Source organism: Paenibacillus brevis (assembly GCF_018919145.1).
GTDB lineage: Bacteria > Bacillota > Bacilli > Paenibacillales > Paenibacillaceae > Fontibacillus > Fontibacillus brevis.
In genome coordinates, this window is the sequence record NZ_JAHLQJ010000007.1 from 35,599 (window position 1) to 57,850 (window position 22,252).

17 protein-coding genes and 3 riboswitches are annotated in these 22,252 nt (G+C 48.0%); of the genes, 7 read left to right on the top strand and 10 right to left on the bottom strand.

Annotation, left to right across the window (positions count from 1 at the left end; all coding sequences use genetic code 11):
* Positions 1 to 37: 37 nt before the first annotated feature.
* The 5 genes from KQJ23_RS09425 (at position 38) to KQJ23_RS09445 (ending at position 7,060) form a co-directional block, all read left to right on the top strand.
* Positions 38 to 895 carry a C40 family peptidase gene (locus KQJ23_RS09425; protein WP_216478584.1) on the top strand — a complete coding sequence of 286 codons (858 nt, stop codon included), beginning with the start codon at positions 38 to 40 and terminating at the stop codon, positions 893 to 895.
* Positions 896 to 1,048: 153 nt separating this feature from the next.
* Complete coding sequence (locus KQJ23_RS09430) at positions 1,049 to 1,972, top strand: type 2 periplasmic-binding domain-containing protein (RefSeq protein ID WP_216478585.1); 924 nt, start codon at positions 1,049 to 1,051, stop codon at positions 1,970 to 1,972.
* A gap of 116 nt (positions 1,973 to 2,088) precedes the next feature.
* Complete coding sequence (locus KQJ23_RS09435) at positions 2,089 to 3,147, top strand: LacI family DNA-binding transcriptional regulator (RefSeq protein WP_216478586.1); 1,059 nt, start codon at positions 2,089 to 2,091, stop codon at positions 3,145 to 3,147.
* A gap of 96 nt (positions 3,148 to 3,243) precedes the next feature.
* Positions 3,244 to 5,685: a glycoside hydrolase family 94 protein gene (locus KQJ23_RS09440; protein ID WP_216478587.1), complete on the top strand. Its 2,442-nt coding sequence runs from the start codon at positions 3,244 to 3,246 to the stop codon at positions 5,683 to 5,685.
* 124 nt (positions 5,686 to 5,809) lie between these two features.
* The gene (locus KQJ23_RS09445; protein ID WP_216478588.1) at positions 5,810 to 7,060 is read left to right on the top strand and encodes a methyl-accepting chemotaxis protein; all 1,251 of its coding nucleotides are present in this window, start codon (positions 5,810 to 5,812) and stop codon (positions 7,058 to 7,060) included.
* A gap of 68 nt (positions 7,061 to 7,128) precedes the next feature.
* On the opposite strand, the gene KQJ23_RS09450 is transcribed toward KQJ23_RS09445, so the two are convergent.
* Complete coding sequence (locus tag KQJ23_RS09450) at positions 7,129 to 9,327, bottom strand: alpha-galactosidase (RefSeq protein WP_216478589.1); 2,199 nt, start codon at positions 9,325 to 9,327, stop codon at positions 7,129 to 7,131.
* Positions 9,328 to 9,660: 333 nt separating this feature from the next.
* A riboswitch (cyclic di-GMP riboswitch) is annotated at positions 9,661 to 9,747 on the top strand.
* Positions 9,748 to 9,833: 86 nt separating this feature from the next.
* Positions 9,834 to 9,921: riboswitch (cyclic di-GMP riboswitch) on the top strand.
* Positions 9,922 to 9,993: 72 nt separating this feature from the next.
* Between KQJ23_RS09450 and KQJ23_RS09455 the strand changes: the two genes are divergently transcribed.
* Entirely contained in the window at positions 9,994 to 10,659 is a 666-nt protein-coding gene (locus KQJ23_RS09455) for an anthrax toxin lethal factor-related metalloendopeptidase (RefSeq protein WP_216478590.1), read from the top strand.
* 57 nt (positions 10,660 to 10,716) lie between these two features.
* Here the strand turns inward: KQJ23_RS09455 and KQJ23_RS09460 are convergent, their stop codons facing one another.
* The 7 genes from KQJ23_RS09460 to KQJ23_RS09490 all read right to left on the bottom strand — a co-directional run bounded on the left by KQJ23_RS09460 (position 10,717) and on the right by KQJ23_RS09490 (position 19,707).
* On the bottom strand, positions 10,717 to 14,625 hold the full coding sequence (locus tag KQJ23_RS09460) for an S-layer homology domain-containing protein (RefSeq protein ID WP_216478591.1): 3,909 nt from the start codon (positions 14,623 to 14,625) through the stop codon (positions 10,717 to 10,719).
* A 147-nt stretch (positions 14,626 to 14,772) separates the two neighbouring features.
* Positions 14,773 to 14,861: riboswitch (cyclic di-GMP riboswitch) on the bottom strand.
* A gap of 155 nt (positions 14,862 to 15,016) precedes the next feature.
* Positions 15,017 to 16,045: a DUF4349 domain-containing protein gene (locus KQJ23_RS09465; RefSeq protein WP_216478592.1), complete on the bottom strand. Its 1,029-nt coding sequence runs from the start codon at positions 16,043 to 16,045 to the stop codon at positions 15,017 to 15,019.
* A gap of 122 nt (positions 16,046 to 16,167) precedes the next feature.
* Positions 16,168 to 16,704, bottom strand: a complete 537-nt coding sequence (locus KQJ23_RS09470; RefSeq protein WP_216478593.1) for a GNAT family N-acetyltransferase — start codon at positions 16,702 to 16,704, stop codon at positions 16,168 to 16,170.
* Between the two features lie 38 nt (positions 16,705 to 16,742).
* The gene (locus KQJ23_RS09475) at positions 16,743 to 17,378 is read right to left on the bottom strand and encodes a DUF4269 domain-containing protein (protein WP_249529636.1); all 636 of its coding nucleotides are present in this window, start codon (positions 17,376 to 17,378) and stop codon (positions 16,743 to 16,745) included.
* Positions 17,300 to 18,418 carry a bis(5'-nucleosyl)-tetraphosphatase (symmetrical) YqeK gene (yqeK, locus tag KQJ23_RS09480; protein ID WP_216478594.1) on the bottom strand — a complete coding sequence of 373 codons (1,119 nt, stop codon included), beginning with the start codon at positions 18,416 to 18,418 and terminating at the stop codon, positions 17,300 to 17,302. The genes KQJ23_RS09475 and yqeK overlap by 79 nt, the downstream gene beginning before the upstream one ends.
* A 3-nt stretch (positions 18,419 to 18,421) precedes the next feature.
* A complete protein-coding gene (locus tag KQJ23_RS09485) occupies positions 18,422 to 19,249 on the bottom strand; it encodes a class I SAM-dependent methyltransferase (protein ID WP_216478595.1) in 828 nt (275 codons plus the stop codon).
* Between the two features lie 101 nt (positions 19,250 to 19,350).
* Positions 19,351 to 19,707 (bottom strand): DUF4181 domain-containing protein, encoded by a 357-nt coding sequence (locus KQJ23_RS09490; RefSeq protein WP_216478596.1) that lies wholly within the window; start codon positions 19,705 to 19,707, stop codon positions 19,351 to 19,353.
* Between the two features lie 172 nt (positions 19,708 to 19,879).
* Between KQJ23_RS09490 and KQJ23_RS09495 the strand changes: the two genes are divergently transcribed.
* On the top strand, positions 19,880 to 20,779 hold the full coding sequence (locus KQJ23_RS09495) for an AraC family transcriptional regulator (RefSeq protein WP_216478800.1): 900 nt from the start codon (positions 19,880 to 19,882) through the stop codon (positions 20,777 to 20,779).
* A gap of 136 nt (positions 20,780 to 20,915) precedes the next feature.
* On the opposite strand, the gene KQJ23_RS09500 is transcribed toward KQJ23_RS09495, so the two are convergent.
* Together KQJ23_RS09500 and KQJ23_RS09505 are read right to left on the bottom strand one after the other, a co-directional pair.
* On the bottom strand, positions 20,916 to 21,542 hold the full coding sequence (locus KQJ23_RS09500; RefSeq protein WP_216478597.1) for a hypothetical protein: 627 nt from the start codon (positions 21,540 to 21,542) through the stop codon (positions 20,916 to 20,918).
* Positions 21,543 to 21,569: 27 nt separating this feature from the next.
* Positions 21,570 to 22,100: a GNAT family N-acetyltransferase gene (locus KQJ23_RS09505; RefSeq protein WP_216478598.1), complete on the bottom strand. Its 531-nt coding sequence runs from the start codon at positions 22,098 to 22,100 to the stop codon at positions 21,570 to 21,572.
* Positions 22,101 to 22,252: the final 152 nt, after the last annotated feature.

The window sequence follows — 22,252 nt, forward strand, 5'->3', positions numbered from 1 at the left end:
AAGAAATGGAGTGTCTAAACCGATGAACAGCAGTCGCATGAAAACAACCGCCTTTTGCTTGCTTGTATTTCTGCTAACGGGCATATTGAACGCCTGTGGTGATTCCTCGAACGGTTATAATGCACAGTCTCTGCGCGAGGTACACAACACCCAGAACACCTGGCTGCAAATGAATCAATTGGCCGATTCGATGAATCTGCGGCTTGTCAGCCGGAAGAACCTGATTCAGATGGGCTACACCGACCCGGTCTTCGAGGTGGTAGCTGGACGCAAGGAGGCCTTGTCCTTCGGCAAGCAAGTTATGCTCCCTGATGCTCCCATCCGCCATGACGGCTGGGTGTATATCAGCCCGCGCTCAGCGGAGGCCTTGCTGCAAACCTCGATTCAACGGGATGAACCGACCGGCAAGGTGACCGTATCTTCGCTTGAACAGGCCCATGGCAACTCCAGCCAGCCCGAATTCGAGGCAGAATCCGATTCCGGACAAATCCGTATCCTGGGTCTTCCGTCGGACCGTAGCGAGATGGTGTCTTATGCCAAGCGATTTTTAGGTGTTCCTTATGAATTCGGAGCCGCGGATTATTCGACGTCCAAAACCTTTGATTGCTCTTCCTTTACTCAGCATATCTATGACCATTTCGGCGTCGACCTCCCCCGCCTCGCACGGGATCAGGCCCAAAAAGGCTCTGCCGTATCCCGAAGCAGTCTTAAGGCAGGGGATCTGATCTTCTTTACCGTTCCCGGGCGATTCTCCAGTGACAAAATCCCCGGTCATGTCGGTATGTACATCGGAGACGGAAAATTCATTCATACCTGGGGAGATCCCGGCGTCCAGATCAGCCCGCTGGATTCGGGATACTGGAACGAACAAATATTGTCCATGCGCCGAATCTAGTCATCAAGCCTCTATAAGGATACTACTAGGCCGCTCTGGCACTGGATGCCGGGCGGCTATCCCTGCTTTGTGTACAAATTTCACATTCATGCTCATCCACAGTATAATTAATTCTAGGTAAATACATATAGACACAAGGAGACCGAATGATCGATGGATGAACTGAAAAAAGCCTATGAGATTCTGGGCCTTTCCGAGAGCGCTTCCCGGGAGGAATTGGACCGTGAATTTGATATTCTGATCCGCAAATCCCGCTCCCGTAAGCCTGCTGAGCATACTGCGGAGAACCAACCGGATGAGTACGAGCTCAAGCTGAAGGCCTACAGAACGATTATCGACTATGAAGAAAAGAAAAAGATCGAAGAGCTTAGCCGGGAGCGTTACTCCAAATGGGGCAGATTTGCCGGCACCGCAGAAAAAAGCAATGATTTTTTCAGAATTCATAAGACCAAAATCATAATCGGAATCATCTCAGTTATCGTTGTTGTTTTTGGAATTACAGCCATTATGAACAACTTGGAGGAGAAACGCCGGATCGCGGCTCTTCCCCCGCTCGATTTATCCGTCATGTTCCTTGGCACCTTCATGTCTGATGACAGCAAAGGCGGGGATAGCGCACTAGAGGATGCCTTCACAGCAACGATGCCCGATTGGCAGCGTACAGAGGTGGAGCTCGTCTATCTGCCTTCGCAAGAGGGAGATGTGATTGGATCCCAGGATATCGCATTTCAGCAGAAAGCGATGGCCCTGCTCTCTACGGAGCGTCCAGACGTGTATATTGTTGACGAGAGCGCATTAGACTGGCTGATTAACAGCGGCCTGTTTATGAACCTGGACGAAGATGCGAGCGGTGAACTCAAGCCGCTATTACACGAGGACTCCATCGTTACGGGGAGATCTGAAGAGGATACTGAGGATCACATCTACGGCATTCGGGTAAAGGATAGCGAACTGGCCAAGCAGCTTCCACTGTATCTGCCAGATATGATTGTGACTATCCGGTTCGACTCCGAGAACAAAGACAAGGCTGTGGAATTGATTAAACGTTATCTGGAGACGACTCCTGCCTCGGAATAAAGCTTAGTTCAGGCGCCTCCGGCGCCTGTTTTTATGGATGAAGAAAAGAATTGAATTTAGGGAACGCTTCCCTTACAATAAGATTATGAACGCGCGTTTATAAGAGGTGAACAGCATTGCGCAGCGAAGATATCGCAAAATTAGCCGGAGTATCCCGCAGCACGGTATCCCGGGTCATCAACAACTACGCCAACGTGCCTGAGGCGACAAAAGCGAAAGTGCTGCGTATTATCGAGCAATATCAATATGAGCCGAACAGCTTCGCCAGAGCCCTTGCAGGCAAGCGGACAGACACGATTGGCCTGTTCGCCATTAGTATGAATGAACGGGAAAATGCAAGCCGAATCTATCAGAACAGCTACTTCGGACCGATCGTTGATCTAGTGGTCGATACGGCAAACTCCCTGGGCTACTATGTGCTTATTCATACCGTCTATTCTCCCGGCGATTTTCAGAAAATCAAGCAGGCTTACCAACAGAAACGGATCGACGGCGGCATTCTTGTCGGTACCCAGAAGGATAGTGAGTCGGTCCGTGAGATGGTTGGCCAGGAGGCCCCTCTCGTCCTGATCGATTACGATATCTCCGAGATTATGGCTGAACGCTTGAACAAAAATCATTTAGCCGTCATTAACTCTATGGACTATGAGGGCACAGTCCATGCTATTGAGTATTTGATTGAGCTTGGCCACCGGAGCATCGGCATCATGAAAGGAAGAATGAGTACATTTTCGGGCAGGGAACGCTACGTCGCCTATGAAGATACGCTGCGCAAGCACGGGCTTCCTCTTCAGGAGGAATTCATTCTTGAGGGGGATTTCTTGAAGGAAACCGCCTACCAAGAGGCCGAGCGGCTTGCCGTTAGCGGGATATGGCCTACTGCCCTGTTCTGCTGCAACGATGATATGGCGATTTCAGCGATGGAGGCCTTCACAGCGCATGACATCCGAATCCCCGATGATCTGTCTGTGGTCGGTTTTGACGATGTAGAGCTTGCAGGCCGCATGAATCCCAAGCTTACCTCGGTCAAGCTGCCGATTCATGCGATGGCAACGGCTGCCGTAGAAAAGGTCATTGCTCTATGCAACGCAGAGGAATCGGCGTTCAGCACGCTGAGCTTCCCTACTACCCTGATCGTTAGGGAATCCTGCAGGGAGCTTAAGGAGCACGAGTAACCGCACCGCAGCAGGCTCCACTTGCCTTGCCCTTTCGGGGGCAATCTTTTCCGCCTATTATAAACGCGCGTTCACAAAAGAAGGGAGAGTATTTTGATGAAATACGGTAATTTTGATGATATCCGTAAAGAGTATGTAATCGACACGCCGAAAACACCTTACCCTTGGATCAACTATCTGGGCAATGAGCAATTTTTCGGGCTGATCTCCAATACAGCCGGCGGGTACACCTTTTATCGCGACGCCCGTCTGCGCCGCCTCACCCGCTACCGCTATAACAATATTCCGCTTGACACTGGCGGCCGTTATTACTATTTGTGCGACCATGACAACAACGATTTCTGGACACCGGGCTGGATGCCGGTCAAGCGCGAACTTGACTTCTACGAATGCCGCCACGGGCTGGGATATACCTCTATTACAGGAGAAAGAGGCGGCATCTCTGTCTCGCAATTAGCCTTTATTCCACTTGGATATACGGGCGAGGTCCACCGTTTGACAGTGAAAAATACCAGTTCCGCCAATAAAACCGTCTCCCTCTTCTCTTTTGCCGAGTTCTGTCTCTGGAATGCGCAGGATGACATGACCAACTTCCAACGCAATCTCAGCACGGGCGAGGTTGAAGTCAAGGACTCTGTCATTTACCACAAGACCGAATACCGTGAACGCAGAAACCATTATGCCTTCTATTCGGTGAACCGCGCGATTGACGGCTTCGATACGGACCGCGAGTCCTTTGTAGGCCTGTACAACGGTCTTCATGAACCTCAAGTGGTTGTTGAAGGTAAGGCCTCGAACTCAGTCGCAAGCGGCTGGTCTCCCATCGGCTCTCATGAAGTAAAGCTGACCCTCGCCCCTGGCGAAGAGCAAAGTCTGGTATTTATCCTCGGCTATGTGGAAGTGCCTGAAGAAGACAAATGGGAAGCGCCAAGCGTGATTAACAAGAAGCCTGCGCTGGCCATGATCGATCAGTTCGCTACCGATACCGACGTGGATCGTGCGCTTGAAGCGCTGGCAACCTACTGGGACGGTCTGCTGTCCAAGTATCAAATTAACAGCGGCGATGACAAGCTGAACCGGATGGTTAACATTTGGAATCCGTATCAGTGCATGGTTACATTCAATATGTCCCGCTCCGCCTCTTATTTCGAATCCGGCATCGGACGGGGAATGGGCTTCCGGGATTCCAACCAGGATCTGCTCGGCTTCGTCCACCAAATTCCGGAGCGTGCGAGAGAACGGATCCTTGATATTGCAGCCACTCAATTTGAAGACGGCAGCGCCTACCATCAGTACCAGCCGTTGACGAAGAAAGGAAATAACGAGGTCGGCAGCGGCTTCAATGATGATCCGCTCTGGCTCGTGCTCGGAACAGCTGCTTATATCAAAGAGACCGGCGATGTCAGCATTCTCGACGAGCAAGTGCCGTTCGACAGCAACCCGGACAATACGGCCACGTTGTTCGAGCATTTGAAGCGCTCTTACTATCATGTCATCCACAATCTCGGACCTCACGGCTTGCCGCTGATTGGCCGCGCCGACTGGAATGACTGTCTGAACCTGAACTGCTTCTCCAAGGAGCCGGGTGAATCGTTCCAGACTACCGAGAATATCGCGGGCGGAACAGCAGAGTCGGTGTTTATCGCCGGTTTGTTCGTCTACGTAAGCCCGGACTTCATCGAAATTTGCCGGATGCGCGGATTGGATCAGGAGGCTGCTGAAGCGAAAGACCATATGGAGAGCATGCGTGCCATTACGCTGGAGCATGGATTTGACGGGGATTGGTTCCTGCGCGCCTATGACCATTACGGGCAGAAAATCGGCAGCAAGGAGAATGAAGAAGGGCAAATTTTCATTGAGCCGCAAGGAATTTGCGTGATGGCCGGCATCGGCGTTGAAGAAGGATTGGCCGACAAGGCCATGGTCTCTGTAGCCGAGAGACTGGATACCCAGTATGGTATCGTGCTTCAACAGCCTGCCTACTCGAAATATTATCTGAACCTCGGAGAAATTTCGACGTATCCGCCAGGCTACAAGGAAAATGCCGGTATCTTCTGTCATAACAATCCTTGGATTATGATTGCCGAGACCGTGCTTGGACACGGCGACAGAGCCTTCGAGATTTACTCGAAAATTGCTCCGGCATATCTTGAGGAGATTAGCGAAGTTCACCGGATGGAGCCATATGTATACTCTCAGATGATTGCAGGTAAGGATGCGGTTCGTCATGGGGAAGCCAAAAACTCATGGCTGACAGGTACAGCCGCGTGGAACTATGTGGCTATTACGCAAGCCATTTTAGGTATTCAGGCTGATTTTACCGGACTGAAGGTTGACCCTTGTATTCCTTCCGCTTGGGATGGATATGAAATCACCCGGGTCTACCGCGGCGATACGTACGTAATCAAGATTGAAAATCCGGGCCACGTCAGCAAAGGCGTTAAGAGCATGAGTGTGGACGGAAAAGAAGTACAGGGCAATATCATCAAGCCAATTAGCGACGGTGGTGTGCATCAGGTCCTTGTCATTCTGGGATAAGACAGGATTACACAAATCCCGGACAACTTTCGACGTTGTCCGGGATTTTTTATGTATCCCCTTTCACAGAACGATGCTATAATCAATGGTAGTTATATCCTAATCTCAAGGAGGCATCATACATATGACATGGTTCAACAGACTCCCTCTAGCCAAGAAGATCCCTGCCGCTTGTTACCTTGTTGCTGCATTGTTTGCCGTACCAGTGCTTGTCGTATTCGCACTGATCGGTAAGCTCGTAATAGGGTTAATCGTTATTATCGTTTTGGCAGCGCTTACCTATCCGCTTACCCGTTACGTCCAAGGCGCCTTGCTAGGCTCCTTCAGCGACATCACCAATGCCTCTGCCAAGATTGCAAAAGGCGACTTTACCAGCCGAATCATGGAGTCCGGTGGCATGGAGGATTTGAACAAAGCATTTAACAGCATGGTGGACAAGCTCCGCAAAATTTTGCAAGAGACTTCCGAGATTACACAGAAGGTTATGGACTCGACCCGATCTATTGCTGATCGAAGTCAGGAATTAACAAGTGTAATGACCCAGGTGGCCCAATCATCCAACGAGTTGGCGCTTGGCGCGAATTCAATCTCCGAGGATGTCAGCGGCATGAAAGACTCTATCGGAGAGATTGAAAGAAAGGTTAGTAATTATACGGATTCGACAAGAGAAATGAACAACCGCTCAATCGATATGCTGGAGCTTGTGGAAAAAGGACGCGAATCCGTCTCCATGCAGTCCGAAGGCATGCGCAAAAATATTGAAGCGACTGGAAAGGTTGCCGAGTCTATTGAGGAGCTTGCCAAAAACGCCAGAGGCATCACGAAAATAACCGCAACAATTTCTGAAATCGCCGAACAGACCAACCTGCTCTCTCTGAACGCCTCGATTGAAGCCGCACGGGCCGGCGAGCACGGAGCCGGCTTTGCAGTAGTTGCTCAAGAGGTCCGCAAGCTGGCTGAAGAGTCTACCGCTTCGACGAAGGAAGTATTCAATCTGGTCCGCAGTATTGAGCAGGATATCAAGCTGGCTGACAATAATATTAAAATTAACGAAGAGGTAGTACGTCAACAGAATGAAATGATTATGGAATCGGAACGTATCTTCGCGGAAATTGTACAGAGTGTTCAATACATATCCGAAGAAATATCCGCATTCTCCAAGGAAAGTGAATCGATGCTGGAGAGCGCTCATAATATTTCGTCCTCGATTCAGAATATCTCTGCGATTACCCAAGAATCGGCTGCCGGTACAGAGCAAGTATCCGCTTCAATGAACGAGCAAATCGGGGCCATCCAGAAGATGAGTGAAGAGACAGAAGCTATGAAAAACGCTGTGTTCCAGCTGCAAAAGACAATTCACATCTTCAAATTCTAAGTTAGACATGGATTGAAGAACTAAAAAGCAGATGCCTTCGGCCGAACCGGAAGCATCTGCTTTTTTTGTTAGCTCTTGTCGGTAGCTTTAAGATGAATCCAGGTGCTGGAAAAATCACCACGAACCTCATGCATCGGTAAGCCGGCATACATTAACCGGTCACCCCCATATACTTCTCCCCCTTGAACCCGTTGATAGTTACGGTGAGGATCTAGTCCTTCCAGCTTAACCCGGGAGAGCGGGGCATTCGGCTCGGCCAGCACACGGAAATACAACAGCAGCGCTTCACTACGGTCGGGGCTGACAAACATCCAGGCAGTTACATTCCCCTCGAACGGGCTTAGCAGGCGGTACATTTCTCCTTGCTGCACCAACCCCCGTAATTTCTTATAGGCCTCTACCTGGGATTTAACTATCTCGCGCTCCTCCTCGGTAAACTTGGTCAAGTCCAGCTCATAACCAAAGTTACCCGACATGGCCACATCTCCCCGGAAAGATAGCGGGGTTGTTCGGCCCACCTGATGATTAGGTACCGCAGATACGTGAGCTCCCATGGTAGATACCGGGTACACCAGACTTGTACCGTACTGGATTTTCAAGCGTTCCGCCCCATCTGTATCATCACTTGTCCAGGTCTGAGGCATGTAATAAAGCATGCCAGGGTCGAAGCGGCCCCCGCCACCAGAGCAGCTCTCAAACAGGATATGCGGAAAGCTTGCCGTCAAACGCTCCAGCAGCTCATACAGACCGAGAATATACCGGTGAGCAACCTCCTTCTGTCTATCGCCAGGCGCAAGCGCTGAACCAATTTCCGTCATGTTCCGGTTCATATCCCATTTCACATAAGACACAGGCACGGAAGCGTAAATATCGCTTAACTGGTCATACAGATAATTTCGGACATCTTCTCTGGACAGGTCCAGAACAAGCTGTTCTCTCCCCTCCGTACGGCGCCGCCCGGGAACATGGAGACACCAGTCAGGATGACTGCGGTACAAATCGCTGTCTGGCGATACCATTTCGGGCTCGAACCACAATCCGAATTGCAGGCCAGCCTTCTCCACGCGCTCAGCCAGGTCCTTCAATCCGCGTGGGAGCTTTCTCCGATCCTCGACCCAATCACCCAGCGATGAATTGTCACTGTCTCTGTGACCAAACCAGCCGTCATCCAGAACGAAGAGTTCTATGCCCAATTCACGGCCCGCCAGCGCTATGGATTCTATTTTGTCTGCATTGAAGTTAAAATAAGTGGCTTCCCAGTTGTTCACAAGAATCGGACGCTCGCGGTCCCGATGTGTGCCGCGGCACAAACGGGTACGATATAGCCGGTGATAGGTTCTGGACATTCCGCCCAGCCCCTCGCTTGAATAGACCATCACAACCTCCGGAGCTTGAAAGACCTCGCTCGGCGCAAGATTCCAGGCAAAATCAAAGGGCTGCAGGCCGATCTGCATTCGGGCTGTTCCGAACTGATCCACCTCTGCCTCGGCGATAAAGTTGCCGCTGTACACTAGACTGAACCCGTATACTTCTCCTTGACGCTCATCTGCCTCGGGACGCAGTAAGGCCATGAACGGACTATGCTGATGCGAGCTGGAGCCTCTGCGGCTGCCAATTCCGGTCATGCCCGGTGCCAGTCTCCGCCGCTGGATATGACGCTCACGAGCCCATGCCCCTGACAAGTACAAGGCATCAAAGTCAGCATCAGGAAAGTCTACAGACGCGCTCAGCACTCGTTCGAGTTCCAGTGTCTCCTGCCCATCATTGCGAAGCTTGACGGATCTGGTTATCGCATTAAAGCCATTGAATACGGTATAGCTCAATTCGACCGTAAGCCCCGTAACGGGATCTGCAAGCACCAACAGCAATGTATCTGCTTCATCATTCTGCTCCGTATAAACTGATGGGAGCCCCTCCAGCCTTGGCTTACCCGGTACGATGAAGTGGGAATGATATTTCAACTCAGTAATTCTGCTGCCATCACTTAATTTCACCTGATAGGCAGGACTTCTGAAATCGCTGGTTCCATATTGGGGATATTCCTGAGGCAATGTATCCAGCGACAAGGTCTTATCTTCTCTCACCGGATTCGGGCAGAACGAGCTGCGTTCAACCCGTATGAGCATTCCTGCTAGATTGGCATCCTCCCTCAGCTTCGGCCCATAATAGACTTGCGCAGCATATCCGTGAATGAGTTGAATGATATAGCTGGAGTTTTGGGATTGCAGATGAAAGATCCCCTGTTCTTCATTATAAAAAATAGGCATTCTTTGTACCCTCCTGGACAGTTTTAGAACTTCACTTTTCAATCTCATTCTACTATGCTGCCCCAAAAGAGTAACGTTAATAATGTAAACTCTTAGATGGACAAATGTGATATCTTCTCCTTAGCAAAACTATGATATTTTTCCTATAAATCTCAAATAAATGATAGAAGAATATCCCCGTTTCACCTTGTTAATTAGTTCTATCGACACAGTTCGACAAAACCTCTAATTCTCCTTGTAATTATTTGAAAGAAGTCTTGACTATATAGTCTATTAGACTTATTCTATGGATAGATAGTTTGGTAGATTTCAACAATTAACTTCATAGTTCTTGATTGACAAAGGCAAACCTATCGAAAGCTAGGGACGCAAAGCTACAGGGGTTAAGGCGATTCATCGCTAAACCAGCCAGCTACCGATGAAGAATGGAGCATGTGACTATGCTTGCTAACCTTCTTACTCGGTAAGAAGGTTTTTTATTTTCATAGAACAACTTCATATTTTCATATTGATAAAGGCAAATCCATCGAAAGATGGCGACGCAAAGCTATAGGGGCTACAGCGGTTCATCCGCAATGCCAGCCAGTTACCGATATGGAAGCAGCGTAAATACTGTTATTTCGTTTCTTCCTAGCTCGGATGAGAGATCCCTTGGGAGGAAGAAACATGAAGCGAATATTAACTATGGCTATTGCCCTGATCTTATCTATAAATCTAGCAGTAATTCCGGTATCTGCCGAAACTGCGGCCCAGCTCTCCTCCGATGAGCTCCTCAGCCAAATCGTCGTACTTCCCAAGTCTGATTACAATAAGGCTACTGCAGATAAAATGGTCAGCAGATTGTCAGCTATTCCGGTCTCCTTATTGCAGGGTTTGAAGGATAACAGCGTTAAGATCAAACTTGTTAACGGTAAAATTACCGATGAACCTGAGTTCGCTCAATACAAAGGTGTAATTCCACGAGGCTGGGAAAATACGGGCCTAACCTGGGACGATGTTCCTGGTGTAAGCTCAAACGTTGTAATCGCCAGAATTGGATACAGCAATAAAGGCAAAGGACATAATGGTCAAAACCTTGAGCTTCATGAGACCTTCCACGCGATCGACCGGCTGGTTCTGAACAACGTCAGTTCTTCCACTGCTTTTGTGAACGTCTGGAAGAAGGAAGCTGATGTGAACTACAAAAACGATGGCTATGTATCAGTATACTCGACTGAATATTTCGCAGAGACGGCTACTCTCTATTTTTACAGTGAAGAGACACGCAAAGAACTGAAAGAGGATATGCCTTTAACCTTCGACTTTCTGGACAAGCTGTTCTCTAACCTATAAAAAAGATTCAGGCTCTCTTCTGTGGGAAGAGAGCCTGAATTTTATTTCTTACTGAGTTTAAGGATAGACCCGATTTGGAAGCACTTCTTCCCAAACTTCAGCGTCTGAATCCTCTTCTCTGATGTATTCATGATGGTTAGTAGCTTCCAGAATGTCGTAATAGTACCACTTGCCTACGATATTATCCGGCCATTCTTTTGCATCCTCATGAATACCTTCATGATTCACTTTTCTGTTCAATACACTGTTGATGAATGAAGCAGCTTCAGCACGGGTGATATATTGATCCGGCTTAAAGGTGCCATCCACATATCCTTTAATCCAGCCCTTATTAGCAGCTGAGACAATGTATTTTTCTGCCCAGTGTCCGGTAATGTCGCTGAACATATCGTTCACACGCTCATCGAGTTGGTCGAATCGGGAAGCGATTGCCGCGAACTCGGATCTGGTGATGTATTGTCCCGGCTTGAAGGTTCCATCAAGATATCCTGTGATGATGCCTGCATTTTCCATGGTGGAGATATGCTTGTTGGACCATCGGGTTGCTCCCACATCGGAGAAAGAATTGGTTGTCTTCAGGTATGCGGATCTGCTCTCATCATTCATCAAGCGATAGAAGATCGCTGCAACTTCTTCACGGGTAATATTATTGAGCGGCTTGACGGAGCCGTCAGGATACCCGTTGATGTAGTCGTAGTGGTTCTCTCTATCAAGTACTGGCGGTACAGCTGGCAACGGAGGCAAGGCCGGAAGCGGTGTTACACTAGACGATGGTGATGGTGATGGATTGGATGGTCCAGAGCTTGAATTTCTAGTGTAGTAGAAAATCAATTCCTGACCGTCTTCGTCACTGAACGTATAGTTCTTCGTCGATTGAACCGGGGTGTAGCCCGAAATTCCAATCGCCGAATAGGTCTTCGTCTCTCCAGGAGTACCGTACTCCGTCTTAGCATTAGCCAGTTGCTGGTTCGTACCGTTCAGCAAGTACTTGATGGTTACCGGCTTCTCAACAGGTACTACATCCTTTTTCGTGTAGTAGAAGGTGTAGGTCTGTGATGGTTCATCGGTAAGGGTAATCACAGCATTTTCAATTTTAGGGGTGTAGCCCTCAAATTCCTTCGCTGTTAAAGCCACCGATGTTCCGGCGCTTCTGATAAGCTCAGTTCTTCCTAACTCAACTCCGGTTGTTTCGTCCAGATAAATGACTGTAAGTGTAACAGCACTAACCGGGTCTCCTTTTACATAGTAGACATCGAATCTTTGATCCGGTTCAAAAGTCAGTTCGAAGTTGTAAATAGGCTCCTGAGGATAATACGTATAGGTTCCATCTGTTGCTGAAATCGGCTGAGGAGTAAATTCCAAAGTTCCGCCGCCAATCCCCTCTAAGACACTTGGAGCAGCAATTTCTTCCCCTGTCTCGAGATCCAAGTGGTAGACAGCTACGGTAACTGTCACAATTGGATTCGCCGTGTAGTAGAACACATGCGGCGCATTCGTCGTTCCCAGCTTGTAGCTGTAGCTTGGTTCCACCGGGGTGTAGCCCGGGATAATCTTCGCTGTCAGCTCCAATGTCTGGCCGGTTGTACCTGCCACGGTTGTTGCCGGATGCAGTTCTTTCTCCGTTCCCTGCTCCAGATACTGTACTTCCACACTCTGCTCGCCAGCATTGTAGTAGAAGGTGTACGTATTGCCCTCTGGCAAGAACGTGTACTCGTAACTCGCTACCTCTGCCGTGTAACCCTCAACGAACTTTGCTTCCAGCGTTACCTTACCGCCAGTAACGCCAGACTCGCTGGTTGCAGCAGCAATTTCATTACCGCTTGCGCGATCTACGTACTTCACAGTCACGCTTTGCTCATTCGCTGTGTAGTAGAACACATGCGGCGCATTCGTCGTTCCCAGCTTGTAGCTGTAGCTTGGTTCCACCGGGGTGTAGCCCGGGATAATCTTCGCTGTCAGCTCCAATGTCTGGCCGGTTGTACCTGCCACGGTTGTTGCCGGATGCAGTTCTTTCTCCGTTCCCTGCTCCAGATACTGTACTTCCACACTCTGCTCGCCAGCATTGTAGTAGAAGGTGTACGTATTGCCCTCTGGCAAGAACGTGTACTCGTAACTCGCTACCTCTGCCGTGTAACCCTCAACGACCTTTGCTTCCAGCGTTACCTTACCGCCAGTAACGCCAGACTCGCTGGTTGCAGCAGCAATTTCATTGCCGCTTGCACGATCTACGTACTTCACAGTCACGCTTTGCTCATTCGCTGTGTAGTAGAACACGAACTCTTGGTTCGCTGATCCAGTAAAGGTGTAATTCTCTTCACCAGTTCCTGCTACCGTATAGCCGTCAATGACTTCCGCTGTCAGCTTCAACGTTTGGCCGACTACACCTGGTACTGTTGTTGCAGCCCGCAGTTCTTTCTCCGTTCCCTGCTCCAGGTATTTCACTTGTACCGAGGTTTCAGTTGCAACCGTATAACCGAACCACACGGTTGGGGTAGGATTCGTTACAGTAAGAGTAACCGACTTAGGGCTTCCCCCGACTTGATATAGATATCCTTCCACTGTCTTTGCCGCTATAGAATGCGTGGTGCCTACAGGGAATGCTTCCTTACCGCTTTGATCCTTGTAATACTCACTGTACAAAGGCTCTGCAAATGCTGGCCCCTCCACCTCAACGCCTTCTGCATTGATTGGATTTCCAGCCTCATTTACAAGATAACCTTTAATGAGGATAGAACCATTACCGACACTTACCTTCGGTACCTCAAAATCCTTCGAAACGTTCTTATTATTTACATCTGTATAAGTCAAGGTTGTTGTTCCGTTCGTAGGATAGAGTTCGTTTGAAACGGGGTTTTTGGATTGGTCCATGACCACTGTATAGGTAAGGGTCGCAGGAGTCCCCTCTGCAATGTTGCCGATATCCCAGGTGAATGTCTCTGTCGCAGCGTTCCAGGTCACCGTTCCTTGCGAGGCCGTATAATCCGTTGGACTAACTACGGCTCCTTGCTTCTTAAGATTAAACATATCTCCCATTGGATCGATCACTTTGGCGTTCTGAGCTGCATAAGTGATTTGACTCGCCATTTGCTGGAAGATCGTGTTCAATTCTTGACTGTTCGCCGGATAGTAACCCTCGCTCTGAACGTCCTTCAGCACTTTAATAGCATTGCTGTTGCTGGAGACATCCAGTCCGACAGAGTAAATTTTATAGCCTGCGTCCTTGGCGAGTTTGGCCTCCGAAATCGTTCCAATTCCATTGTCTTTTACACTATATCCATTGACGTTATAATTGGAAATACTGAAGTTCGAGCCATTGCCAAGGGTCTGATTATAATTAAAAGCTGTTAAGGCATAGCCATAACTGTTGTTCGACCAGCTGTAGCTTGTTGCCTGTGTTCCCTTGAAGCTGTATGTTGGCTCACCATCACTCAGCACAACAATAATTTTATTCTGTGCCGAACTGCTTCCCAGTAGATCACGGGCATTTTTAATCCCTGCTTGAATATTGGTTCCGCTGGTTGCACTTATACCATCAATTGCATTCTTCAGGGCAGTTTTCTGGGCAGGTCCTTTAAATCCGGAGACTAGAGAAGCCTGGTTGTTGAAGGCAACAACTGCGACCTGGTTATCTGAACCGGAAAGAAGCAAATTGTCCACAAATTTCTTCGCTGCTTCCTTTGCCTTCTCTATCTTCCCGTCCGTCCACCAAGTGCCATTATCCATGCTTCCAGACTTGTCAATAACAAGCACAACATCCGAGCTCGACTTAATGTTCTTCCCTTCCACCTTCAGGGTTACTTTCCACTCCCCTGAATTACCGGTAGGTTCAGCCGTCTTCGTCAGCTGTGTTGCTCCCGGATTAGGCCAGGAGATCTCTCCTGTTCCTGCTCCAAATACAGACAACGGTCCAACAAAAAGTGAAAATAGGCATAGCCAAGATACTACAATCTTCAACCCGCGTTTCATAAGTTCCTCCTCATTTTTTCATAGATTTCCTCCCTTTCAGGCACGTTATTTTCTACCCTCCTTACTGTTGGGTATTTATATCTCACGACATAAAGCCGCAGAGAACGTGAGAAAAACAAAAACCGGCTGCATAAACAATAATTATTGTTATGCAGCCGGACGGTCATTAATCACTGGATTATTAGACTCCAAGGCTTTGCGACCCAATCTTTCGATTTGGTGTGCCAAATTATTTAATTATCTAGTCAAAAAGTCCCGTTTATTATTTCTGCCGCTCACATTCACCTGTCTTAATTTCAATATATTTCAAAAAAATCGACTTGTCAACGAGCTCGGTTGTTAAATTTATCATAGCGTGTACATCAACTTGCCCATTCGACTCTGCATCGTTCTACTCTTTCAGCCTATCTGTAGGTTCTGCTTCAATTACAGCACTGTCAATTTTCTCATTTCGCAACCGGGCTCTCCGCCGTTTTAGCGGCCAAATAATTGTAAGAATCACCGCGCCTATAACAATTAATGGAAGTGCTCCGGAAATAAAAATGAACAGCCACTGAAGGATGACCGATATTGCCTCAAGACTGCCCTGCAACGCATTACCAGCACGCTTCAAAAGTGGTTTTTGATCCTGACTCAGCTTGCTCAACGAGCTGTCATCTGTTTGGTATACACGAATCTCAATGGTAGAGAAGGAAACATTATTGTCGATGTACCTCATTCTCCCCTTTATCTGTTCAATCTCTGTCTGAATCCGTTCCAGCTCATTTGTAAATTGAACCAGATCGCTTGTATTCTTTGACTCCCCAACAAATTTCAGATATCTTGCTTCTACGGCCTCCTTGACCTTCAAGCGGGATTCCAGGTCCACGTATTCCTCAGATACATCTTGTCCTTGAATGCTTTGCTGAAAGGACTCAGGCTTAAGCTGCTCTAATTGCTCCAGAAAAGAGGAGAATCCGGCCGCCGGAACCTTAAGCACAAAATTCCCGCCCTGCTCATACGTGGACTGACTTTCCGAGAACTCAACAATATAACCGCCGGATAAGCTAACCAAATCCTTGATCTGTGCCTGTGCCTTTGAAAATTCCTCAACCTTCATAACAACATTTGCCCGGTAAATAAGCTTCTTGTTCAATTGATCAGCGGCGTTCCCCGCCTGAATGCCTGAAGCGGACGGAAGAGACTGAGGCTCTTGCGCTGCCGTAACGGCCATATCCGTCGCCGGGGAGGAAGGCTCCTCGGCTGAAGAGGAAGTGGCCCTATTCATGGATGAGCTTTCTGTCTTAAATCCGCCTGAGTCTGCAGAGCTCTCATATGCACTGGAAGCGTGATCTGCATTATTGGAGCTCCCGCATCCGCTAAGGATCAGGAGCAGGCCAAGCAGCAGTAACAACCCTTTTACCCATATTTTCTGTTTCATATTGACTCCCCCTATTGCTTTTTATTTTATTGACGTTGGAAGGGTTTGGAAGGTTGCTCAAAAAAAAGAGCCTCCATCGCAGAATTGATTACGATGCAGGATCAGCTTGATGAACATCCTATTTAATTGAACTCATGGGAGAGAATACTCATCATAATCATGTCCCGATACTGGCCTTTATAGAATATCCGCTGCCGTTGCCGCCCCTCTTCCTTAAAGCCGCAGCTGGTATAACACCGATAACCGCGCTCATTATAATCTATCACTTGAAGCTCCAATCGGTGCAGATTCAGTGTCTTGAACGCAAATTGTTGAATCAACCGTAACGCTTCGCGCCCATAGCCTTTTCCCAGCAACTCTTTTCGTCCAATCACAATACCGATGGTTGCAGAGCGATTACGCCAATCCAATTTAAACAAATCGATTTGTCCAATGTAATCCAGCGTTTCTTTTTCCGAAATGATAAAGCCCTTCGTATCGGTCTTCCCTTCCACCATGGAGCGAACGAAAGACTCTGTATTTTCATAGCTCTGCGGAAAAGAAAAAACATCGCTTAACGTATCCGTGATCTCCTCATCATTAACCCATTTGCGGATCGCTGGAACATCCTCCATGCGGTACTCGCGCAGTATAATCCGCTCTCCAATTAAATGCGGCATCTTCTTCACCTCTCAATAGAATAGCATTTCAATTCGCATTAAAATAATAGCTCCAGCAGTTCCACATCTGTTTTGCCCTCAAGCCTCAATAGCTCATCATAGGGATCCCCCTCCAAGTGCAACAACCTGGCAAAGGCAGGCTCGGTCTTCAATCCGTTCTGCTTCAGCTGAATGATAGCTTGCTTAAAGGATTCTCCATAAAGCGACAATAATCTCGCTTCTATCATCATATGTCGATAACCGTTCTGTTGTGTCGTTGGAACAGATTGACCGAACAGCTCTATCGGCCAATTCTCACAGTGAAAGTTAACCTTGATGCGAGGTACACCGTCCACTTCCCGCTCGTAAACCGCATACCCGGGATAATGTCCAAAATGAGTGTCCGCCTCCATGCGAAACGTCTCAAAATCATGCACTTCACAGATCAGATCCAGATCGCTGCCAGGAACCTGAATGTCCAAAGGCACCGTCCCCGCAAGAATCGGATGATAAGCATGCAGAATATCCATGAATCGATGTCGGCAAAGCAATTCATAAACTTCATGCTGTAGCGCTGTTCCTGACTTAAGATCATAAATCTCGGTCATCAAGCCCTTCATTCCTTGCGTTCCAATTGCCGCACATATTGTATATAATCCGTAGCCGGCGGCGAGATCTCCTCCATTCGCAGCCATGAAGCAATCTGCCCCCGATGGTAGCTGCCATGCAGTGCCACATGCATCAATATATCTACAGTTTCAGTAGTATAATCTGCTCCTGCGCCAGTAACATAAGTGACAGGCTGCCGCAGCTGTTCCGGGGTAACCGCATCCAGGTAATGCGAGAACCGGACTTTATTTTCCGCGGCCAAAATCCGTAAATCTTCTAACTGCATATGATCCGGCCAGACCGCCGCCTGAATTCTCTTTCCTTCAATTCGGGATATCCATATGGCTTCCGCTGAAAGAATATGGGCGAACAACTTGATAACACGATCACTATCAGGCTGTTCCCGATCCAGAATCTCCAGAATCTGATGATTGGACCAGTCCATATGCTGAAACATCCGCCTCATATTGCGCTTGGCAGGATCGTCTGCCTCCTCTTTTTGCTCCAGCATATAAGTTCTTGCTTGAATCAAGCTGGAATGAACCAATTTCAACTTGTCGCGCTGATTCCATACATGATTCAAATAGACCAGTACAGCTTCGTCTAAGTGTCCATCGTCTACAAGCTGTCGAATTTCATTCAGATAAGCATGGTCCTCTGCCTGATCCCAAGCCACTTTATCTGCGATAAATACTACTTTATCAAGACGGGTAGCTTCTGCTCGGAGTGTTGTATGGCAAGCTATCGCATCCAGCACTTGAAGATCGTTCACCCCAAACAGCTGCTCCGCCGTGGCACGGGACAACTTCTGGTGGATAATCCGCGGATAGGCCAGCTCCTCATCCAATACCTCTATACCCGCTTCACGTGCAGTCTCCAGATAAAGAGACACGGGAATGACATTACTGATGTCATGAAGGAGAGCCGCCTGCTCTGCCTTCATCGGATCCACATCATATAGCCGGGCGATTCTAACTGCATGGCTGGTTACCTTAAGGGTATGATCCCAGGTCGCTAAATCACCGTGCAATTTAAAGAACCCCCCCACATCCTGGAGCAAACTCCCGGTTAGCACCAAATCTTTGACATAGGCTTCAAGCCCGGACTTCCGTTGTTCATCACACATGGATTAACCCCCAAATTCTGAATTTTCCGGCCTTTTGACCACAATCACCATATGTTCTGTAGCATCGCGATATTGCGGTGCTTCGCTCGTCTCACTGGCAGCCTGCAGCAGATTTTCATAGACCACTGGATCTTCTATGTACAAGCGGCTCACTTCCTCCCGCATTCCAGCCAAAAAGCTTTCCGTACCTGCATACGTAATGATCTCGAATCCTCCGGCCTTGACCTCTTCAATAGCTTTAACAGGAGTGGTGAAATAGCATTGGGTGAAGCCTTCATTCTCGTGGAGCTGATGCTCCTGCAAATACTTATATATCTCTTCAGAATCTCTGTAGGATTCACTAAACTCGGAAACCCCGGATTTGAGTACTCCCCATGAATTGATGTACGCAAGCAACGCTACTCCCCCGGGCTTCAAGATCCGGTATACATGACGTATCGCCTGCGAACGTTCTTCTTCCTTGAGCAGATGATATAATGGGCCCAATGCCAGGACACCGTCACAGCATTGATCGTTCAAAACATCCATATTAACCGCACTTTCGCACAAATAAGCTTCTGCCTGAAGCCCCAGACCCTCAATGCGCTTCTGAGCCAGAGCAAGCTCGTTGGAGGACAGGTCCATAAGCGTTACCTGGTAGCCTTGCTGCAGCAATTCAATCGCATATCTTCCCGGTCCGGATCCGATATCGCAAATATGACCTGTATCAGGAAAATAACGATCCATTAGCCTTAAGGTCGATACCCATTCTACCTTGCTATAGGGGTTCTCCAATCTGCTCCATTCCCGGTCCGCATTGTTATCGTAATATGCTTGGACAATCCGACTCATAGGCCGCCTCCTCATTCAACTCTTGCTTTTCATCAATGAGCTAGTACTTTGAAGGAACTATATAATATAGAAGCCAATTGGAATATGATGGATATCATGCTCTAATACACAAGCCACATCCAAGCGGCTAAACATGCAAGCCCCAAGATCAGCATGATCGTGGATACGAGATATTCTCGGGTCTGTCTTCGATATGTCCAATCCAACCAAGCCTGGAAGCCGCCGGAAATGATCAAGAGTAGAAGCCAATACCATTTCATGATCTCGCTTTCTGCCCCAGCCAGGAAATTCACAAGCAAGAAGCCGATTACCCCACCGATCGAGAGAATAATCTTCCCCCATATATTCCGCTCTTTTCCTTCCTCAGATAATTCTCCTCTCTCAGAGACGAGCCAGATCCTCAGGATTTGATTTAAAATCCCTAGGGCTACAACAATTAGCAGGATCCCTCCAATCAAGCAAATCCCCCCGTTTATAATAGTTAAAATTTGTTTAAGTGATTTCTTCCAGTTAGCTATAGTAAGATTACTTTAATTACATATTCTTAATTGCCCTTCAAAAAAGAAGCAAAAAACGTCAAGAACATCTGTTCCCGCCATGATAGACTAATTTCAGAAGGAGGCGAGCATGATTTCGACTTATGAGGCTATAATCCAGGATATCATAGACTATATCGAAGCACATCTCTTTATGGAATTGTCCCTTTCTGACCTGGCTAAACGAGCCGGTTTTTCGGAGTTCCATTTCCATCGCGTCTTCCAGGCCATGACTGGAGCTACAGTGATGGATTATCTTCGGAAAAGAAGGCTCATTTGCGCCGCCAATAAGGTAGCCTATTCCAGTGAGAGGCTGCTGGATATTGCCCTGGACTGTGGCTTCAGTACTCCGGAAACCTTTACTCGCGCCTTCCGCCGATTATATGGCATGACACCTGGAGAATACCGGAAGCGGGGCATCCAGCCTCCTGCTTACCCGAAAGTATCCGTCATGCAGCCTTGCTACAATTCATATTTAGGAGGAATTCAGATGAATTATGGAATTGTGACGAAACCTGCTTTTGACATCATTGGCTACTCGATCATTACAACATCCCAGGAAGGAGAAAATAGCCGGGAAATCCCCGCCTTCTGGAAGCGTTATATGGAAGAGAAGCTGGGACAGACTTTGTATGATCAGGCCGCTTCCAATGCAGAGTATGGCATCTGTGCCCCTTGCGATTTGAATACGGGAGAATTCAAATACATCATTGGCGTTGAAGCTCATGCTGATGCGGTTGTTCCTGAAGGTGCGGAAAGACATCATTTTACTGAGCAGACTTATGCTGTCTTCACGACTCCGAGAGTACCCCTGGATCAGTTCACCAATTCCATTCAATCAACCTGGCAGACGATCTTCAGCGAATGGTTCCCTCATTCAGGCTATGAGCATTCCGGAGCGCCTGATTTTGAATATTATGATGAGCGCTGCTGGAGTGACCGTAACGAGTTGGTAGAGATGGACATTTACATTCCTGTGAAGAAAAGAAACTGACGCTCTCTGTATAATGCAACATAAATTTCTCCATTTCTTTTTCGAAATGGAACTGATATTAGCCAAGACAACTGCTGATGGTCGGCTGTCTTGGTTTTTCTTATTCCTTACGAAGGCCCCTGAATTACTTCATTGTCTACGCGCCTCCAACAAGGGCATATTCATGAAGACTTCCCGTGTTCGTATCCAAAATTACCGTTCGGACATCATTTTTCTTAACGAAAATTTCTTCACCATTCTGATTAATACAATAGGCTATCGGGATCGATAGTTCACTGTCGCGGTAAGCTCCGTCCGCATGACTTGTACCAATCATCATCGCTCTATGCTGCTTAGCTGTATTTTTCGCGAGTCCGATCCATTCGCTGAATTGCTCTTCGCTGAACATCCCTACCCCGATCGGATGGAAGATGAGATCCAAAGCATGACCCTCGCCAATTAATCCTTGCTTCACCAGCTCATCGCATAAAAGGGAAGTCATTCGTACTCCCTCCAGTTCAACTGAACCGTGCTGCTCATACTTCGCCCGATCCAGGACGACCTCACCATTCCGGCCGATCATCACCAGCCGATCCTTGGGGTTTCTATATCCCGAGACGAGCATTGTTCCATAGGACCTCATTAACCTGCAGGTCAGTTCCAGGTCCTCATTCAAATACCCTTCGGGGAAGAGGACCAGATCAACCTCAGGTTTTCCGCGTAATACCTCCTCCAGCTGCCGATTTTGGTTCTCCAGCTTAGGAAGGCCGATAAGAATTTTCAACGTCCCCACTCCTTATTCATGCTTCTATTAATGGTTATTGTCCTTAATCCAAAACCTCTTGATCACTTGGCCATCCTCTTCAACGAAGTCTACATCACGTGTACCGCCATTTCGAAGAATCGTTCGTTCTGAGCCGACATTTTCTGCATCGCAGACGACCAGAACCTCTTGAATCCCGAGCTTCCGGGCCTCTACCAGCGCTAGCTTCAGCATGCTTGCAGCGTATCCCTTCCCTCTTTCGGATGGACGAATTCCATAGCCGATATGCCCGCCGGCACGAAGTAAAAAAGGAGACAACTGATGCCTTATATTGACGGCTCCGATCACCCGGCTATATTCATTGACTAACCAGAACGTGGAATCCGGAACCCAGCCCTCAGGGATTCCAATCCCTTTTTCCTGATTCGACAAAAAAGCCAGCATGGCTCGAAAATCGCTCGGATCCTTTGTGATCACCCAAGGAACCATTTCTTCCCCCGAATCTCTCCACTCCTGATAAAAAGAAATATATTCGTCTTTTAAATTTAAGGCAGGCTTGATAAGCTTTAGATTGTTCATTCGGTGTGGCCCCTTCCTCTCTCATAGCTTTAGGCTACGCCTGTACCGATAGTAGATTAAGATACTATTCTGACCTGTCGGAAAAAATCCTCTTTTCTCTGCTTATGTCATAATTATTTTCATGTCCTTGTAACGAAATGTGATGATTTCAG

Excerpts from the sequence above, each read along its gene's own strand:
- KQJ23_RS09460 (WP_216478591.1), bottom strand. The coding sequence starts at position 14,625 with ATGAAACGCGGGTTGAAGATTGTAGTATCTTGGCTATGCCTATTTTCA.
- KQJ23_RS09485 (WP_216478595.1), bottom strand. The coding sequence starts at position 19,249 with ATGAGTCGGATTGTCCAAGCATATTACGATAACAATGCGGACCGGGAA.
- KQJ23_RS09445 (WP_216478588.1), top strand. The coding sequence starts at position 5,810 with ATGACATGGTTCAACAGACTCCCTCTAGCCAAGAAGATCCCTGCCGCT.
- KQJ23_RS09505 (WP_216478598.1), bottom strand. The coding sequence starts at position 22,100 with ATGAACAATCTAAAGCTTATCAAGCCTGCCTTAAATTTAAAAGACGAA.
- KQJ23_RS09430 (WP_216478585.1), top strand. The coding sequence starts at position 1,049 with ATGGATGAACTGAAAAAAGCCTATGAGATTCTGGGCCTTTCCGAGAGC.
- KQJ23_RS09455 (WP_216478590.1), top strand. The coding sequence starts at position 9,994 with ATGAAGCGAATATTAACTATGGCTATTGCCCTGATCTTATCTATAAAT.
- KQJ23_RS09450 (WP_216478589.1), bottom strand. The coding sequence starts at position 9,327 with ATGCCTATTTTTTATAATGAAGAACAGGGGATCTTTCATCTGCAATCC.
- KQJ23_RS09425 (WP_216478584.1), top strand. The coding sequence starts at position 38 with ATGAAAACAACCGCCTTTTGCTTGCTTGTATTTCTGCTAACGGGCATA.
- KQJ23_RS09470 (WP_216478593.1), bottom strand. The coding sequence starts at position 16,704 with ATGCCGCATTTAATTGGAGAGCGGATTATACTGCGCGAGTACCGCATG.
- KQJ23_RS09440 (WP_216478587.1), top strand. The coding sequence starts at position 3,244 with ATGAAATACGGTAATTTTGATGATATCCGTAAAGAGTATGTAATCGAC.
- KQJ23_RS09465 (WP_216478592.1), bottom strand. The coding sequence starts at position 16,045 with ATGAAACAGAAAATATGGGTAAAAGGGTTGTTACTGCTGCTTGGCCTG.
- KQJ23_RS09475 (WP_249529636.1), bottom strand. The coding sequence starts at position 17,378 with ATGGCTGCGAATGGAGGAGATCTCGCCGCCGGCTACGGATTATATACA.
- yqeK (WP_216478594.1), bottom strand. The coding sequence starts at position 18,418 with ATGTGTGATGAACAACGGAAGTCCGGGCTTGAAGCCTATGTCAAAGAT.